This window comes from Terriglobus roseus, assembly GCF_900102185.1.
GTDB lineage: Bacteria > Acidobacteriota > Terriglobia > Terriglobales > Acidobacteriaceae > Terriglobus > Terriglobus roseus_A.
Map to the genome: position 1 here is coordinate 623,811 of NZ_LT629690.1, position 16,571 is coordinate 640,381.

General features: G+C 57.1%; 13 protein-coding genes. 5 read left to right on the plus strand and 8 right to left on the minus strand.

Going from position 1 to position 16,571, the window contains the following annotated elements; all coding sequences use genetic code 11:
• Window positions 1-123: 123 nt before the first annotated feature.
• A complete protein-coding gene (locus BLT38_RS02925) occupies window positions 124-3,672 on the plus strand; it encodes a TonB-dependent receptor (protein ID WP_083343836.1) in 3,549 nt (1,182 codons plus the stop codon).
• A gap of 134 nt (window positions 3,673-3,806) precedes the next feature.
• Here BLT38_RS02925 and BLT38_RS02930 read toward each other — a convergent pair whose 3' ends face one another.
• From BLT38_RS02930 to BLT38_RS02945, 4 genes are all read right to left on the minus strand, one after another.
• Complete coding sequence (locus BLT38_RS02930; protein ID WP_083343837.1) at window positions 3,807-4,124, minus strand: hypothetical protein; 318 nt, start codon at window positions 4,122-4,124, stop codon at window positions 3,807-3,809.
• Between the two features lie 144 nt (window positions 4,125-4,268).
• Window positions 4,269-5,714: an Asp-tRNA(Asn)/Glu-tRNA(Gln) amidotransferase subunit GatA gene (gene gatA, locus BLT38_RS02935; protein WP_083343838.1), complete on the minus strand. Its 1,446-nt coding sequence runs from the start codon at window positions 5,712-5,714 to the stop codon at window positions 4,269-4,271.
• Between the two features lie 103 nt (window positions 5,715-5,817).
• Entirely contained in the window at window positions 5,818-6,189 is a 372-nt protein-coding gene (gatC, locus tag BLT38_RS02940; protein ID WP_083343839.1) for an Asp-tRNA(Asn)/Glu-tRNA(Gln) amidotransferase subunit GatC, read from the minus strand.
• Complete coding sequence (locus BLT38_RS02945) at window positions 6,186-6,518, minus strand: DciA family protein (protein WP_083343840.1); 333 nt, start codon at window positions 6,516-6,518, stop codon at window positions 6,186-6,188. The genes gatC and BLT38_RS02945 overlap by 4 nt, the downstream gene beginning before the upstream one ends.
• Window positions 6,519-6,532: 14 nt before the next feature.
• On the opposite strand from BLT38_RS02945, the gene tilS reads away from it, so the two are divergent.
• Complete coding sequence (gene tilS, locus BLT38_RS02950) at window positions 6,533-7,642, plus strand: tRNA lysidine(34) synthetase TilS (RefSeq protein WP_231966703.1); 1,110 nt, start codon at window positions 6,533-6,535, stop codon at window positions 7,640-7,642.
• 221 nt (window positions 7,643-7,863) lie between these two features.
• Window positions 7,864-9,783 carry an ATP-dependent zinc metalloprotease FtsH gene (gene ftsH, locus BLT38_RS02955; RefSeq protein ID WP_083343842.1) on the plus strand — a complete coding sequence of 640 codons (1,920 nt, stop codon included), beginning with the start codon at window positions 7,864-7,866 and terminating at the stop codon, window positions 9,781-9,783.
• 76 nt (window positions 9,784-9,859) lie between these two features.
• On the opposite strand, the gene BLT38_RS02960 is transcribed toward ftsH, so the two are convergent.
• Both BLT38_RS02960 and BLT38_RS02965 read right to left on the minus strand, forming a co-directional pair.
• Window positions 9,860-11,092: an acyltransferase family protein gene (locus BLT38_RS02960; protein ID WP_231966704.1), complete on the minus strand. Its 1,233-nt coding sequence runs from the start codon at window positions 11,090-11,092 to the stop codon at window positions 9,860-9,862.
• A 22-nt stretch (window positions 11,093-11,114) separates the two neighbouring features.
• Entirely contained in the window at window positions 11,115-12,407 is a 1,293-nt protein-coding gene (locus BLT38_RS02965; RefSeq protein WP_083343843.1) for an MFS transporter, read from the minus strand.
• 131 nt (window positions 12,408-12,538) lie between these two features.
• On the opposite strand from BLT38_RS02965, the gene BLT38_RS02970 reads away from it, so the two are divergent.
• Window positions 12,539-13,426 carry an alpha/beta hydrolase gene (locus tag BLT38_RS02970; RefSeq protein ID WP_083343844.1) on the plus strand — a complete coding sequence of 296 codons (888 nt, stop codon included), beginning with the start codon at window positions 12,539-12,541 and terminating at the stop codon, window positions 13,424-13,426.
• Window position 13,427: 1 nt separating this feature from the next.
• On the opposite strand, the gene BLT38_RS02975 is transcribed toward BLT38_RS02970, so the two are convergent.
• Window positions 13,428-13,970, minus strand: coding sequence for a protein-disulfide reductase DsbD N-terminal domain-containing protein (locus BLT38_RS02975; protein ID WP_083343845.1), 543 nt, complete (start codon window positions 13,968-13,970; stop codon window positions 13,428-13,430).
• Window positions 13,971-13,972: 2 nt separating this feature from the next.
• The gene (locus BLT38_RS02980; protein WP_083343846.1) at window positions 13,973-14,590 is read right to left on the minus strand and encodes a TlpA family protein disulfide reductase; all 618 of its coding nucleotides are present in this window, start codon (window positions 14,588-14,590) and stop codon (window positions 13,973-13,975) included.
• 154 nt (window positions 14,591-14,744) lie between these two features.
• Between BLT38_RS02980 and BLT38_RS02985 the strand changes: the two genes are divergently transcribed.
• Window positions 14,745-16,541: a proline--tRNA ligase gene (locus BLT38_RS02985; RefSeq protein WP_083343847.1), complete on the plus strand. Its 1,797-nt coding sequence runs from the start codon at window positions 14,745-14,747 to the stop codon at window positions 16,539-16,541.
• Window positions 16,542-16,571 lie beyond the last annotated feature (30 nt).

Below are 16,571 nucleotides of genomic sequence, written 5' to 3' on the forward strand. Positions count from 1 at the left end.
CACGCTTTGTGCTTTTTAACGGCGATGTGAATCGTTTGTTGTGCAGGGTGTCGGATTATTGATAATTATCCACCCCCAACAGGAACCCCCTTTTCACACTGAACGATGTTTGGAGAGCCGTTAATGTTTCAACGCAAAGTTCCACTTGCGATTGCCTGCGTATTTGCAGGCGTTTTCGCTGCGCACGCTCAGGAGTATCGCGGTACGCTGAGCGGCACTATTACTGACGCTGCAGGCTACAAGATCCCCAATGCTCAAGTAGAAGCAAAGAGCCCACAGCAGACCTACACCATCAAGAGCGATGCAGGTGGCCACTTCCTCATTCCGTTCGTGCAACCCAGCACGTACGTCGTGACGATCAAGGCAGATGGCTTTACCAGCAGGATTTACAACAACGTTGTTGTTTCGGTCTCTGGAAGCGTTGACCTTCCCACCAAGCTCGATGCTGGCGCCTCTGACACCGTCTCTGTTTCTACACAAGACTTTCAGTTAGAAACGCAGGATGCTTCGTCCGGCACTGTAATGGATCCGGAGAAGGTGCAGAACCTTCCTTTGAATGGTCGTCAGGTGTACCAGTTGATGGCACTGACGCCAGGTGTTCGTTTCACTACTACTACGTTCGGAGCCAGCGGAAACTCCGGTACTCGCGGATGGGACGTAACTAACGCTTACACCATTAACGGCGCACCGGGCACCACGAATCAGTTCCTGTTGAACGGCGCACCAGTATCTATTCAGAATGGTGGTAGTTCTGGTTCCTGGACCATCTCACCCACCATTGATGCTGTGCAGGAGTTCAAGGTGATGACGGTCACCTTCGATGCGCAGTACGGCCGTGTGGGCGGCGGCGCGATGAATACCATCTTGAAGTCTGGTACCAATGGCTTCCATGGCACGGCCTATGACTTCTGGCGCAACTCCGTTCTGGATGCCAACACATTCACTGTGAACCAGTCCGGCGGAGCTAAGCCATATCACAATCAACATCAATACGGTTTCACTGTCGGTGGCCCCATCCTGAAGAACAAGGCATTCTTCTTCTTCAGCTTTGAAGGCTGGCGTGAAGTACTGCCTGCTCCTGTTCTCACCACTGTGCCCAGGGCAGATATGTTGCCCGGAGCGGATGGCAGCGTCAATCTGACGAACTACCTGAATGCCGCTGGAAAAACCAACGGCATCTATGATCCAGAGACTGCTGTCTGTGCGAACAACAGCAATCCTTGCAATACCTACACACGTTCCAAGTTCGCTAACAACACCATTCCAGCGGCGCGTATCAGTCCCGTTGGTGTCGCTGTTCTTAAGTTGTACCCGGCTCCCAATCTGCCTGGATATCAGAACAACTATCTCTTCACCGGTAGGGATGCGTACAAATACACCATGCCCATCACCCGTCTGGATTACAACCTGACGGATCGAACACGTCTCTACGCCATCTTCACTCAGTGGTCTGGATATGAGAATCGCAATAACAGCGGTCTTCCGGGGCCAGCGGCTACCGGCAATTTCGGTAATCATCGCGAAGACTGGACTTCAGTACTCGATCTGACGCACACCATCTCCAACAACATGGTTGCCGATGCTCGCGTGTCCTGGAACCGCTATTGGAACCCGTCTCCATCCGGTGCGGTGGCTGCTGGAAGCGCCACGCTTACACCGGGTGATCTGGGCTTGACGATGCCTTCCATCCCCACCACCAGCCGCAATCTGGCACCCACATTCAGCTTCAGTGAAACGCTGCCCACTGCGGTTGGCAACGTGGTGAGTCAGACGATCTTTGAAACGTATGACATCGGCCCATCCATCACGCATACCATCGGCCGTCATTCGTTGCATTACGGTGGCGAGTTCTCCTGGTATCACGATGTTGCTTCAGGCATCGGTCAGCCGAATGGAACCTTCGCGTTCAACACTGGATTTACGCAGCAGAACTATCAAAAGGCCAACAATGATGGCTCGTCTGTCGCAGCTGCGCTTCTTGGTATTCCGTCCAGCGGCAGCGTGCAGTGGAACCAGCAACTGTATGAGAGCTACAAGTATTACGGCGCGTACTTCCAGGACAACTGGAAGGCGACGGAACATCTTTCTCTCAACCTGGGTATTCGTTGGGACAATGAAACCAGCCCGCGCGATCGTCACGATCGTCTTCTAGCTGGCGTTTGCTTCACCTGCGCAAATCCGATCAATAGCTCCGTAAGTCTGCCATCTGTGTTGCCCAATGGGGCATCACCCGTATCAGTGATGTATGGCACGGCGCAGTTCTCCAGCAGCTCGCTGTCGTCGTATGTAAACAACACGCAGTTCTGGCAGCCGAAGTTTGGCTTCTCTTATAGCCCGAATCGCAGAATGGTTATTCACGGCGGCTATGCGCTCTCGAAGGCATTCGGCATCGAACTGGGCGCGTCGTCTCCGTTTAACCAGACCACGTCGTACAACGCGTCTGCGGATAACAATCTGCATCCGCTGTATACGTTCAAGAACGGAAATCCCTATCCGAGTGGTGCGCAGGCTCCGGCAGGTACCAGCCTTGGTGGTCTGGCTCTTGTTGGTAACACCATCAGCATTGATCAGCGCGAACACAAGGTTCCCATTGTGCAGCAGTGGACCCTTGGTATCGAGCAGGTGATTGCGGGTGGCTTGAAGATCAACCTGGCTTACGTAGGTACGCACGCATATCACTTGCGTGTGGGTGGAAGAAATCTGAATGGACTCAATCCTTCGGACTACTCCAAGGGCTTTGCCGACAATTCCTACCTCAATCAGCTCGTTCCCAATCCGTTCTATGGTGTGTTGCCTACCACTACGTCGCTGGGTGCAAACTCGACGATTGCAGCGAAGTATCTGATGGTGCCGTATCCGCAGTTTTATGGAAGCGTCAACGTCAATACGGATGCAGGCGGTTTCAGCAACTATCACTCATTGCAGGCAAAGGCTGAGAAGCGATTCAGTTCTTCGCGTTCTGCGTTTGGTGGCATCAGCATGCTGAGTTCGTTTACGTGGTCCAAGCTGATGGATGCCATAAGCCGTCTTAACAACACCGGCGCTGGTCTGGTCGATCCAAGACCGTATTACGGTATCGATTCTGGCGATCGTGCCTGGACCTTCGCACTCAGTGGACTGTATAACCTGCCATTCGGCCATGGTGCAGCGTACTTCAGCAGCGCCAATCGTTATGTGGATGGCGTGATTGGTGGATGGCAGCTGGACTGGACGATGCAGCACCAGGGCGGTACGCCCATCGCCTACCCCAATGGATACAACTACACCTGCGGAAACTTCAACATTGTTCCCACACAGCGCAGCTATAAGAGCTATCTGAACAACAGCAATCCGAGTTGCTTTAGCAACTTCCCGGCGTTCAGCACGGTCACACTACCGCCGTACACCACGGCAGTTCGTGCGCCGTACGCTCCACAGGTTGCGTTGGGTCTTGAGAAGAAGTGGACCATCCATGAGAGTGTGAAGTTCCAGTTGAAGGCAGAAGCATTCAATGCAATGAACACACCTATCTTCCCTGGACCAAGCACCAGCAGTCCCACGGCCGCACCTACGCGTAATCCAGCAGTAGCTGATCCGAATGCTCCCGGTGCATGGAGTGGCTACGGAACGATTGGCAACACGCAGCAGAATTTCCCGCGGCAATATCAGTTGTCAGGTAAGGTCTTCTTTTAAATTGTTGTCTTCGCGAACAGGAAAGGGAGGCATCCGTGAGGGTGTCTCCCTTTTCTGTTCGCACATAAACAAGGCCGGTGCGTTTCCGCACCGGCCTGAACATTGTTCTCAATCGAAATCGTTAGCGATTGTAATTACCGGCGATAACCGCCGCGGTAGTATCCGCCACCGTAGGGGCGTGCATAAGGACGACCGTAGTAGGGGCGTGGGCCGTAATAAGGACGCGGGCCATAGTATGCCGGGCCGTAGTAAGGGTAGCCATAGTACGGATAGGGCCGTACATAGCGGGGGCCGTAGTAGCCGCTGTAATAACCGCCATACACCGGGCCGGTGCCAATGCTTACGCCGAAACCGACGCGCTGCGCCTCTGCCTTATGCGGTGCTGCGAATAACAGCGCACCAGCAAGGGCTGCGCCCGTAACCAATTTTGCAATCGTCGTCTTCAAGCTCATCACGTCACCTCTTCTTCGCGTCATCGTCACGCTTTGGTTCGCGTGTTCTCTGCGCACGTTGGTAGGAACACAGTTGCTGCAAAAGTGTTGCGCTCGCGATGTGGAAATCGCGAGCGCATGATGTTGATGGGGTTGTAAGTGGTTTTATGCGTGACTCTTCTGCGTATCTTCCACGGCCTGGGCAACTCGTAGTAGCTTGCCTTCCTGAAAGTGTCCTGCAAGTAATTGCACGCCGATGGGCAACCCATCCTTTGTTTCACCGCAGGGAACACTGATACCACAGATGCCCGCAAGCGAGGCAGCCACTGTATAGATGTCTGCGAGATACATGCTGATGGGATCGTCTGTCTTTTCGCCGAGCTTCCATGCTGGTGTGGGCGTCATGGGAGCGACGATGGCATCCACATCGGCGAAGGCCTTTACAAAGTCCTGCGCGATGAGTGTGCGCACCTGCTGCGCCTTGCGGTAGTACGCATCGTAGTAACCCGCCGAAAGCGAATACGTGCCGAGCAGAATACGGCGCTTCACCTCTGCACCGAAGCCCTCTTCGCGGCTCTCGCGGTACAGCGTGGAGAGGTTCTTTACGTTGTCTGCGCGATGACCATAACGTACGCCGTCAAAACGCGAGAGGTTGCTGCTGGCTTCTGCTGTTGCCAACACGTAGTACGTGGGCACAGCGTATTCGGTATGTGGCAAGCTGATCTGCTTGATGGTGCAGCCCTGCGCCTTTAGGCCTTCGATGACCTTCTCTACCGCCGCACGAATCTCTGCGTCGAGGCCTTCCGCGAAGTATTCCTTCGGAACACCAATCGTCATGCCTGCAATGGGCTTCTTCGATTCCGCAACGTAGTCGCTCAGCGGTTCCTGTGAGCTGGTGGCGTCCATGGTGTCAGGACCCGCGAGGACACCGAGTACGGTGGCAACGTCTTCTACGGAATGCGCCATGGGGCCAACGCGATCCAGTGAGCTGGCGAAGGCGATCAGACCGTAGCGCGAGATGCGTCCGTAGGTTGGCAAGAGACCAACGACTCCGCAGAAGGCTGCTGGCTGACGAACCGAGCCACCCGTGTCTGTACCGAGAGAGATGGAGCAGAAGTCCGCAGCGACTGCCGCCGCAGAACCACCCGATGATCCACCGGGAACGCGGTCCAGAGCACGCGGGTTGCGCACAATGCCGTAGGCGCTGTTTTCATTGCTGCCGCCCATCGCAAACTCGTCGCAATTCAGTTTGCCCAACAGCAGTGCGCCGGCTGCGTCGAGTTTGGCAACGGCAGTGGCGTCGTACGGTGGGTGGTAGTTCTTCAGGATGGCCGAACCAGCAGTGGCTGGTGCGCCGACCATGGTGAGCACGTCCTTAATGCCAATGGGAATGCCTGCAAGCGGAGGAAGTTTCGTACCGGTCTTCACCAGTTCGTCGATGTGTTCGGCCTGACGCAACGCACGCTCTTCCGCCAGCGAGAGAAAGCTGTTGATCTCCTGTCCGGCAATCTGGTCGCCGGTGCGAATGCGCGAGAGGTAATCCGCTGCAATGGCGGAAGCCGTGGTCTTGCCGCTGAGAATAGCGGCTCGAATTTCTGGAATGGTCTTCATGTTCAGCTTTCAGCCTCTAGCTCTTAGCTTGTTGGCTGCGGCGCTCCAATTTGTAGGGCGGCAACCTGACTTGATCTTGATTCAGCGCGAACGAACGACTGCTTTATCGTTCAATGACCTTGGGCACCTTGAAGAAGCGACCATCGGTATCCGGAGCCTCTTCCATCACCGCGGTGCGATCCAGGGAGGGCTTCACGGCATCCGGGCGCAGCGAACTACCTCCCAATGCGGGAGCCTTCTGCAGCAGTTGCCCCACCTGCGCCATGGGTTCCACGCCGTCAGTGTTCAACTTTTGCAACTCGGCAACATGCCCAAGGATGGCGTTCAGGTCGCGCTGCATGCGTGGCTCTTCTTCCGCGGTCAGTTGCAGATTGGCCAGCGCTGCCACATGGCGCACGTCGGCCAGCGTTACAGTTGCGGTTTCAGGATGCGGAGTGGCTGCGGGCGCTTCGTTTGGATCGAATGTCTCAGTCATCGTTTCTTTCTGGCGGGCCTTGGTACTGCCGGTCGCGGTGGTGCGGCGGCGTTTTCAGGCAACACAAAAAGTATATCGGTCACGGGGAGGCGGCTGATGCTGGCCAGGTCGCCACGCAGTTGCCCGTGGATCATTTCAAGCTGACGTTGCCACGCTGTGTCTGGAACAGTGACGGTTGCAACGCCGTCGTGGAACGCGGAGACGCTGGTCCGGCTGGCCGTGCCGTGCCCTGCGGCAACGGCCCATGCGGCTCCGAGACGATCCAACGGCGTCAGGGTATCCAGCGACCTTGCCAGGGAAGTCCGCAGAATGTCGCGCATGGCCTGCATGGTGTATCTCCTCTTTGCAGCTTACCCGTAGGATGAAGAGGATGGCTGCTCCCTCTCGCGTCACACTCCCACTGAACCGTTCTCTGATGAAGATGGGCGAACGCATCGCTGTTGCCGTTAGCGGCGGAGCTGATTCCACAGCGCTCCTACTGGCGTTAAAGGAAGAGGCGGCTGTGTTGGGGATCGGGCTTTCCGCCGCGCATCTGCATCATGGCATTCGTGACGCTGAAGCAGATGCGGACCTGAAATTTCTCCGGGACCTCTGCACTCGGCTGGATATTCCGCTTCATGTGGACCATATAGACGTACCCGCCCAGGCCACGGCAAATGGAGAAACGATTGAGGAAGCTGCCCGCCACGCGCGCCTAGCGTTTTTCGATCGGTTGGTGGAGCAGGGAATCGTCCACTCCGTTGCTACGGCGCATACGCAGGACGATCAGGCCGAGACGGTCATCATGAAACTGATCCGGGGAGCCTGGACGGAAGGGCTGGGTGGGATCTCGCCGGTGATGGAACGCGCCTTCGGCAAACTCATCCGGCCTCTGCTGCCTGCTTCTCGGCAGGATGTGCTGGCGTTCTTGAAAAGCCGCAACCAAACCTGGTGCGAGGATTCCACCAATGCCTCCACGGCTTATACGCGGAATCGTGTTCGGGGGACGCTTATGCCCTTGCTGAAGGAGTTCAACCCGTCCATCGGTGCGACACTTTCGGCCACGGCCGAATTGGCTCGTGAGGAGCATGCCCGATGGCAGCCAGAGATTGCCCGGTTGCTCCAGCAGCTAGCTATGCCCGGAAAGCCGGTTCGCGGCGGTGGGCGTGCCGTGGCGACCTCACCCGAGGAGCAGGGTGTGGCCTTCGAACTGGAACGGCTGCGCGCTCTGGATCTGCCGACGAGACGGCGGCTGATTCGTGCTGCAGTAGAGCGAATGGGCGCGCGTTTGGGGGCTGCCGAGACCCTTCGGATCCTCCTGCTGGCGGGGCTGGCTCCCCCGGAGACGCCCCCCGATCCCACGGTCCCCACCAAGCCGAATAGCCGGCTTCAACTGGCGCACGGGGTGCGGGCAGAGCGGTCGGTTCGGGAGCTTCGGCTGGTCCGGGTGGGTGACGGCATTTCAGCCCGGTAAAGGGGCCGTCCAGAGTTGTCACAAAAACTATGCTTTCCTACCGTCTTTGTCGTATGGCGGGAGTAGAATCGTAGCCATTACGGTGTTATCGCCGCCGGAGTAATCCGAACCCTGCCGCTACCCCATGCGTCTAATCAATTGGGCCACGTATCAGGCAAGGGTGCCGGCCGCGACGAGCGTCACAACTCATCGCGCCGTGGCCGAAAGAAGGGAACCTAACGTTGAATTCCACTGTAAAGACCGTCCTGATCTGGGTGCTGATGATCGCATGTGTCATCTCCGTCTGGCAGTTCGTCATGCACAGCGCCACCGGCGGTCACGATTCATTGATCACGCTGTCGCAATTGCAGGACTACGCTGACAAGGGCCGCGTAGCGGACGTGACGGTCAATGGCACGGATGTCACCGGGCACTTCAAGGATTCCAAGGAGTCCTTCCACACCACCATTCCGTCCAACTATCCAGATTTGTACAAGTCCCTGCATGACAAGGGCGTGAACATCACCATCAAGGACCAGTCGAATTCGTTCTGGTTCGCGGCTCTGGTGCAGTTCCTACCCATGATGCTCATTCTGGGCGTTTTCCTGTTCTTCCTGCGCCAGATGCAGTCTGGCGGCAACAAGGCCCTCAGCTTCGGCAAGAGCCGCGCACGCCTTCTCTCGCTCCAGCAGAAGAAGGTCACGTTCAAGGACGTGGCTGGCGTCGATGAAGCCAAGGAAGAGCTGAAGGAAATCATTGAGTTCCTGCGCGAGGCGCAGAAGTTCCAGAAGCTCGGCGGCCGCATCCCCAAGGGCGTGCTGCTCGTCGGACCTCCGGGAACCGGTAAGACCCTGCTGGCTCGCGCCGTTGCAGGCGAAGCGAACGTGCCGTTCTTCTCCATCTCCGGTTCGGATTTTGTGGAGATGTTCGTCGGCGTGGGCGCATCGCGTGTGCGCGATCTGTTTGAGCAGGGCAAGAAGAATGCTCCCTGCATCATCTTCATCGACGAAATTGATGCTGTGGGTCGTCACCGTGGCGCTGGCCTCGGCGGCGGACACGACGAGCGCGAACAGACGTTGAACCAGTTGCTGGTTGAGATGGATGGTTTCGAGTCCAACGAAGGCGTCATCCTGATTGCAGCAACGAACCGTCCTGATGTTCTGGATCCGGCTCTGCTGCGTCCAGGTCGTTTTGATCGCCGCGTGATCGTGGATCGTCCTGACATCCGTGGCCGTGAGGAAGTCCTCAAGGTCCACGCGAAGAAGGTTCCCATGGCCGACGACGTCAACCTGAACGTCCTCGCTCGTGGCACACCGGGCTTCAGCGGTGCAGACCTGGCGAACATGGTGAACGAGGCTGCTCTGACGGCTGCTCGCCACAATCGCAAGGCCGTGCACATGTTCGACTTCGAAGTCGCCAAGGACAAGGTCCTGATGGGTGCGGAGCGCAAGAGCATGTTGCTTTCCGACCAGGAGAAGAAGGTAACGGCGTACCACGAAGCCGGTCATACCCTCGTTTCTGCTCTGACGGAAAACAGCGATCCGCTGCACAAGGTCACCATCATCCCGCGCGGTATGGCGCTGGGTGTAACGGTGTACCTGCCGGAAGAGGATCAGCACACTGTCACCAAGGGCTACCTGCAGGCTCGTCTGGCCATGATGATGGGCGGACGCTGTGCCGAGGAAATCTTCCTGAAGGAGATGACCACGGGCGCAGGAAATGACATTGAGCGTGCTACGGAACTGGCACGCAAGATGGTCTGCGAATACGGCATGTCCAACATGGGACCGATGACCTACGGCAAGAAGGAAGGCGGCGAAATCTTCCTGGGTCGCGAGATCCAGCAGCACCGCGACTTCTCCGATTCGACGGCCCAGGCCATCGATGCTGAAGTGAAGCGGTTCATGGATGAGGCTTACCGTCACGCCTATAACGTGCTGGATGGCAACCACGACATCATGCATCGCATGAGCCAGCTTCTGCTGGAGCGTGAGACGCTGGATGCCGAAGAGATCAAGCTGATTATCGAAGGCAAGGATCTGCCGCCGATTAAGTCTGCTCTCGCTTACGCCGAACCCGGCGGTGGCGATACGCAGAAGGTCATCAAGCCGGATACAGGCCGCGCGCCTGGCTTCGGTGAAGGTCGTCCTTCTCCTGCTTAATCCCTAATCATCACGAAACATCAGAAAAGCCCACTCTTCGGAGTGGGCTTTCTGTTTTTGCTCTCATCGCTCGGGGTCAGATACGCAGGAAGAGTTTTCGCTGGAACATCCAGTAGAGAATCAACCAGTAGGTGATCATCACAGCAATGCCCATCATTAGTGGCTCAAGTCCCGCGCCGAAGATCATGAAGGGGCGCAGGCCTAAGTGAATCTGAAAGCTGTTGGTGATGAACCTGCCCCACAGCTCTGCGATCAGGTACGCCGCGATGGAGTTCATGCCAACCACCGTGAGGGGAAAAGCCCAGCGACGAATCTGTTTTACTTCAATGATCCATGTGAATGCAGCGAGGAAGAGGAAGCAGACGCCTCCGCTAAACAGCGTCCATGCTGGTGTCCAGATGCGTTTGACGATGGGGCAGATGTGGCTGAAGTGAAGCAGTAATGCCGCGGCGATCAGGATGCCAGCGGCCTGCAGCATGCGGCGTAAAGGGAAATCTGGTTCAGCAGCCTTAATCCAACGTCCGCAGGCAAGGCCCAACAGCATGGTTCCGAGTGTTGGAATGAAGCTGAGGGTGAGATAGCCACCGCCATTGAATAGGAACGGATGTTCTCGCGGGAAGAGATTCAGAAACCAGACGTCGAAGGCCTGACCCAGATTGCTGTTCTTGTTCCAATGAGCCAGGAAGCCTGTGAAGTTGTGATGCCAGTCTGCGGGAACACCGACTGCAGCATAGTTGAAGTCGGCTGCAGGTAACGGATACAGCGCCCACGCTGCCCAATAGCCAACAAGAATGATGCCCAGTGCAGTCCATTGCCAACGGGGCCGTGCGAAGGCCAACAGGAACGCGATTGGATAACCGAGTCCGATCTGTGTAAGCGTGTCTTCGAAAGTGAAGTTCGTCATCACGCTGTGCGTAGAGCGCAGGAAAATGCCGAGTGCGATGAGAAGAATCGCTCGCCACAGCGTGTGCAGCATCATGCGGGAGAAGCTCTCGCCACGACGCAAACGGCTTGCAATTGAGTAGGGAAGCGCAACACCCACGAGGAATGTAAATCCGGGCTGGATGGTGTCGTGCAAGGACATGCCTGCCCATTCAACGTGGCTCTGGTTGAAGGCGAGGATGTGCCAGAAACGGCTGTCAGGGTAAGCGCGCGAGACCGCGCCGAAGCGCAGTACCTCTCCCATCATGAGGAGCATCACAAGACCGCGGTAGGCATCCACCGCGATGTTTCGTCGTGGTGCGTTGGGCTTTGCAGACTCTGTGATCGTCGGCTGTGGTTGTGCCGTTTCCAATGTGAGAGAAGCCATTCGGTTCCTCCAGTTTTGCGATTTATGAAAGCGTCGGAGCGTTTGTGTCTTTGCGAAATGCCAGCAGGACCAGTGCGGTGCCAATGAGTAATGCTGCCGCCGTCGCGGAAAGCCCCACAACGTAGCTGTGCGTGCGGTCGAGCAGCCATCCGGTGGCATACGGGCCGAGGAAGCCGCCAATGTTGCCAATGGAGTTGATAAGTGCAATTGCAAAGGCTACCGCGACCGGCGATATGCGCTGACTAACTCCTGCCCAGAAGACAGGCATCGAGACATACACGCCGAACGATGCGATGGATATGGCAAACAGCAGCATTGGCAGCGAAGGCGCAAACGCGGTCAGCAGAAAGCCCGCGCAGCCGGAGAGAAACGATGCTGCAAGTATCCAGCGGCGGCTGCCACCACGTGCGGCGATGCGATCAGACCAGCGGCACCACGGCAATAGTGTGATGGCTCCCACGGCGTACGGCAGTGCGTTCAGCCAGCCCAGCCACCGCAGACTTACACCGTGACTCGCAATCAATCGAGGTGTCCAGAAGCCGAGTTCGTAGAGACCGATCATCAGCATGAAATAGGTGGCTGCGAGCATTGCCAGCAGACCTATCGGCGATCGTTCTGAGCCTGTGGCATGGATGGTCGCAGAGGCCTCTTCTTCAATGCTCTGCTGCAGCATCTGCTTGTCTTCGTCACTGAGCCATGTGGCTGTGTCCGGCCCTGCATCCAGTAGCCATGGGACCGCAAATCCAAGAATGATGGCGGGTATCGCCTCCAGCAAAAAGAGCCATTGCCATCCGTGCAGACCACCTACCCCGTTCATGCGCAATAGTGCCGCAGAGATCGGCGAACCGATGACGCTGGAGAGTGGAATCGCCAGATATAGCAGTGCAAGAATTCCAGCGCGCGCCTTCCCGGGAAGCCAGCGTGTCAGGTAATAGACGATGCCGGGCAGGAAACCAGATTCTGCTGCGCCAAGCAGGAAACGCAGCGTGATGTATGCGGGAGCACCGTGAACAAAAGCAGTGGCGCAGCCAACAACGCCCCACGTGATCATCAACACTGCAACCCAGCGCGGCGCGCCGACTTTCACGATCATGTAGTTGCTGGGGATGGCTAGAACCATGTAGCCGAGGAAGAAGACTCCTGCAGCGAGGCCATAAGTGGCGTCAGATAGGCCGAGATCATGGTTCATGGTGAGCGCTGCGAAGCTCACGTTCACGCGGTCAAGAAACGCAACCAGATACAGCAAGAGTGCCAGCGGCGCGACGCGTAGAGAGATGCGGCGATAGAGCGCAAGTTGTTCGGTGGAATAGGCCACGGCGCAAGCCTACAGGAAGAAACACGCAAAAAGCACATGGCAACCGGGCTGGTGCTTACAGGATTCTCTTGACCGGAAGAACTTGGGACGAGAGGCTGGTGGGAGTGCATCCTTCAATCAGGAAATGGACCATGAGCATGTCTCTTCTACGCAGCGCTGCTATCGCCACGATGTTTTGTGGTGTCACTCTTTCGGCGCTGTCGCAGGCGGCCACACCGCAAAAGAATCGCGCAAGCATGGAAACTATGCAGATTCCCAGCCATGGCTCGTTGATGAACGGGCTTATGTATGTGGCGGAGGGAGCTGGACCGCATCCGGTGGTGATATTGCTGCACGGCTTTCCGGGCAACGAACAGAATCTTGATCTGGCCCAAGATATGCGTCGTGCCGGATGGGATGTGCTGTTCTTTCACTATCGCGGTGCTTGGGGCTCGTCGGGAGACTATTCGTTTACGCATGTGGTGGAAGATGTCGCCTCTGCTGTGGCCTACGTGCGCGATCCTGCCAATGCACAAAAGCTGCGCGCGGATAGCAAACACATCGTTTTGCTAGGTCACAGCGCAGGTGGATTTGCGGCAGTGCAGGTAGGCGCAGCAGATCCCACGATCACTGCGATTGGACTCATTTCAGCGGCGGACATGGCTGGGAGAATCCCGGAAAATCTGCCGAAACAGGCCGAACCGGTGGCACGCGCGCGGATCAGCAAGGGGCTTGCAGCAGAAGGGATGGCGCCGTTGAGTGGGACCTCGCCAGATGCGTTGGCGCAGGAGACGCTGGATCACGCGACGCAGTGGCGTTTTCTTGCCAATGCGAAGGCGCTTTCTACGCGGCCCCTGCTGAATGTCACATCGGATGATGGGTTGGCCGGAATGGATGATGCTCTGGCTGAGGCCGTACGCAAAGATGGCGATGCCGCAGTGACCTCAGTGCATTTCGCGACGGATCACGCCTACTCCGACAAGCGGCAGGAACTATCCGCAGCGGTCCTGCAATGGCTGAAGGGCTTGCCGTTGAAGTAGGTTACTTCGCGGTGTAGGGCTGCTCTACGGGGAGCTTCTTTGGCGGATAGCAGGCGGCGTGATCGCAGGCCTGGTAGTACAGCTCGGCTTTGAGCGTGTGCTGACCGGGTTTTGCCTTCAGGTGCGCAGTGAGAACTACGTCACCCTGATACACGTCCAACTTCTGCTTGGGCTCAAAGGCGAAGGAGAATGGCTCGCCAGCGGGGAAGTCAACATTCGTTACTTCCGGATCGCCCGGCAACATGGCTACTGTGAGCCGTGTGGGGATCAGGACGTCGCTCTTTGGGCTGTGCGAATTGATGTGAAAGCCCGGGTCTACGCGAAAGTGCAGTTTAACTGTAGCCGGCTGATTAGCCGCGATCGACTGACCATCTGCAATGAAATCGACATGGCCTTTCTTGGCTGGTGCGGGCTGTCCCACGTTCATGCTCTGACCGTGTGCGACGACAGTGCGGATGAGGATAGCGATCACAAGCAAACCAACCCAAACAAGGACAGTGCGAAGTGTGGATGCCTTTGTGAGCGGTCTCTGTAGCTCGTTCATGGTTAGCTTCCCGACACAATCTTCTGGATGTTGGCCTCAGCTTCTTCCTTGGGAGCCAGACCGATGGCCTGCGCTACGATCTTGCCGTTGCGGTCGATGTAAAAAGTTGCAGGCAGAACGTCCAGACCACCGTAGGCGTTGCCCACTTTCTGGTCGCTCATCAGGATGGTGTAATCCACCCCGGTGTTTTCCAGCACCTTCTTGATCTGCGCCTGAATCTCGGGGCTCTTAGCATCTTCATCTTCGTTGATGCCAACGACCTGAAGACCCTGCGCGGCGTACTTCTTCTGGAACTCCTCAAACCACGGCATCTCTACCTTGCAGGGAGTGCACCAGGTGGCCCAGAAGTTCAGCAGAACGGGCTTGCCCTTGTAGTCGTTCAGCGAGATGCGCTTGCCGGTGTTGCTGGTCAGCGTAAAGATGGCGGCGGGTTTGCCACGGAGGTCTGCGACCGGCGAATCCATGGTCGCCGAAGCGCCGGGCTTGTCCACGGTGATGGTCATTTGGTGATTTTTCGCTTCAGCTTCCGCAGCGCGGCGCGCCTTCACGTTGTGAATGCCGGCCCAGCCCAGCCCAGCGACGACCACGACAATGATTCCACCCACCAGGGCATTACGCATTTTCGACAGAGACCTCAGCAAATACAGATGATCTCTAACAGTGTACCGATGCAGAGGATTGTTGGGGTGGCGCGAATCGTGCTGGGCCGAGCCGGTAGAATGGAGGGACACTTTGCCGCGCACTTTTTGCGGCGCAGAAAGCACACAAAACGCAATGCAACGCTGGTCCAAACTGTTTATTCCCACGCTCCGCGAAGCTCCTGCGGACGCCGAGGTGGCAAGCCACCAGATTCTGCTTCGCGCAGGTTACGTTCGCCAGCTTGGCGCTGGCATTTACAGCTACCTGCCGCTGGCCACGCGCTCCATCAACAAGATCAACGCCATTGTGCGCGAAGAGATGGACAAGATCGGGCAGGAATTCTTCCTGCCGGCGCTGAACCCGCGTGAGATTTGGGAAGAAAGTGGCCGCTGGACGGGCATGGGCGACAACATGTTCCGCCTGAAGGACCGCAAGGGCGCGGACCTGTGCCTGGGCATGACGCACGAGGAGATTATGACCTCCATCGCGCGCAATGAGATTCGCAGCTATAAGCAGTTGCCGCAGATTTGGTACCAGATCCAGACGAAGTTCCGTGACGAACCTCGTCCCAAGAGCGGTCTTCTGCGCGTGCGTCAGTTCACCATGAAGGACGCCTATTCCTTCGACATCGACCAGGCCGGGTTGGACCACAGCTATGACCTGCATGATGCGGCGTATCGCCAGATCTTTACGCGCTGCGGTCTTGAATTTGTTGGAGTTGAGGCAGATTCGGGTGCCATGGGCGGATCGCAGTCGCAGGAGTTTATGGTCTACACCGAAGCGGGTGAGGACTGGATTGCTTCTGCGCGGAATGAGGCTGGCGAGGTTGTTTACGCCGCCAATATCGAGAAGGCGACGTCAAAGCTGGAAGCTGTTGCTGATCTGGAAGCGACTGCAGGTGCGCCAGAGCTGGTGCATACGCCGGGACAGCGCACCATCGATGAAGTGGGCGAATTTCTGAAGGTGGAGAAGATTCACCAGATCAAGACCATGGCGTACATGGCGACGTGGCCTGCAGACGCAAAGGGTGTTGTGAAGACGCGTTCGCTGGTGGTCTTCCTGCGTGGCGATCACCAGTTGAACGAAGCCAAGCTGGGTGCGTTGGCGGCTGGTGCAGAGCTGCGTCCCATGGTTCCTGAGGAGATTGAGGCGACATTCAACGCTCCCGCGGGCTACCTTGGACCGATTGGCGTGGTTGCGGCAAAGGCTGGCGATGACAAGGGCATCATGGTGGTGCTGGATGCTGCCCTGGAAGGCCGTGCGAACCTGATCGCTGGTGCGAACAAAGAGGAATACCACCTCCGCAACGTAACCCCGGGCCGCGACTTTACGGCTACCGTTATTGCTGATGTTCGCAACATCAATGAGGGCGAGGCCGATCCCGTTGCAGGCATTGCGCTGCGTCTGGGCAAGGCCGTGGAGATTGGCCACATCTTCAAGCTGGGCTACAAGTACAGCGAGAGCATGGGCGCGCGCGTTCTAGATAAGAACGGCAAGGAAACCACTCCCATCATGGGATCGTATGGCATTGGTATTGAGCGTATTCTGACCGCTGCGATTGAGCAGTCTGCCGCTAAGAATGGCAAGAACGACAAGGGTGAATGGAGCTACGTTCTGCCTGCGTCGATTGCTCCGTTTGAAGTGGTGGTGACGGTGACGAAGCAGACGGACGCAGCGTTGGCAGAGGCAGGCGAAAAGATTGCTGCCGATCTGGAAGCGGCTGGCTTTGATGTTTTGCTGGACGACCGTGACGGTTCTGCGGGCGTGAAGTTCAAGGACGCTGATCTGATCGGTGTGCCGTATCGCGTGACCATCGGCAAGCGTCTTGCAGAGGGATTCGTGGAATTGGTGGATCGCCTGCAGGGACGAACGGAAGATGTCGCGGTTGCCGATGTCGTTACTGCGTTAAAGGCAACACGCCAGCAAGCCTAAGCGGGACGAAATACGTCCAAGAGCAGGGAA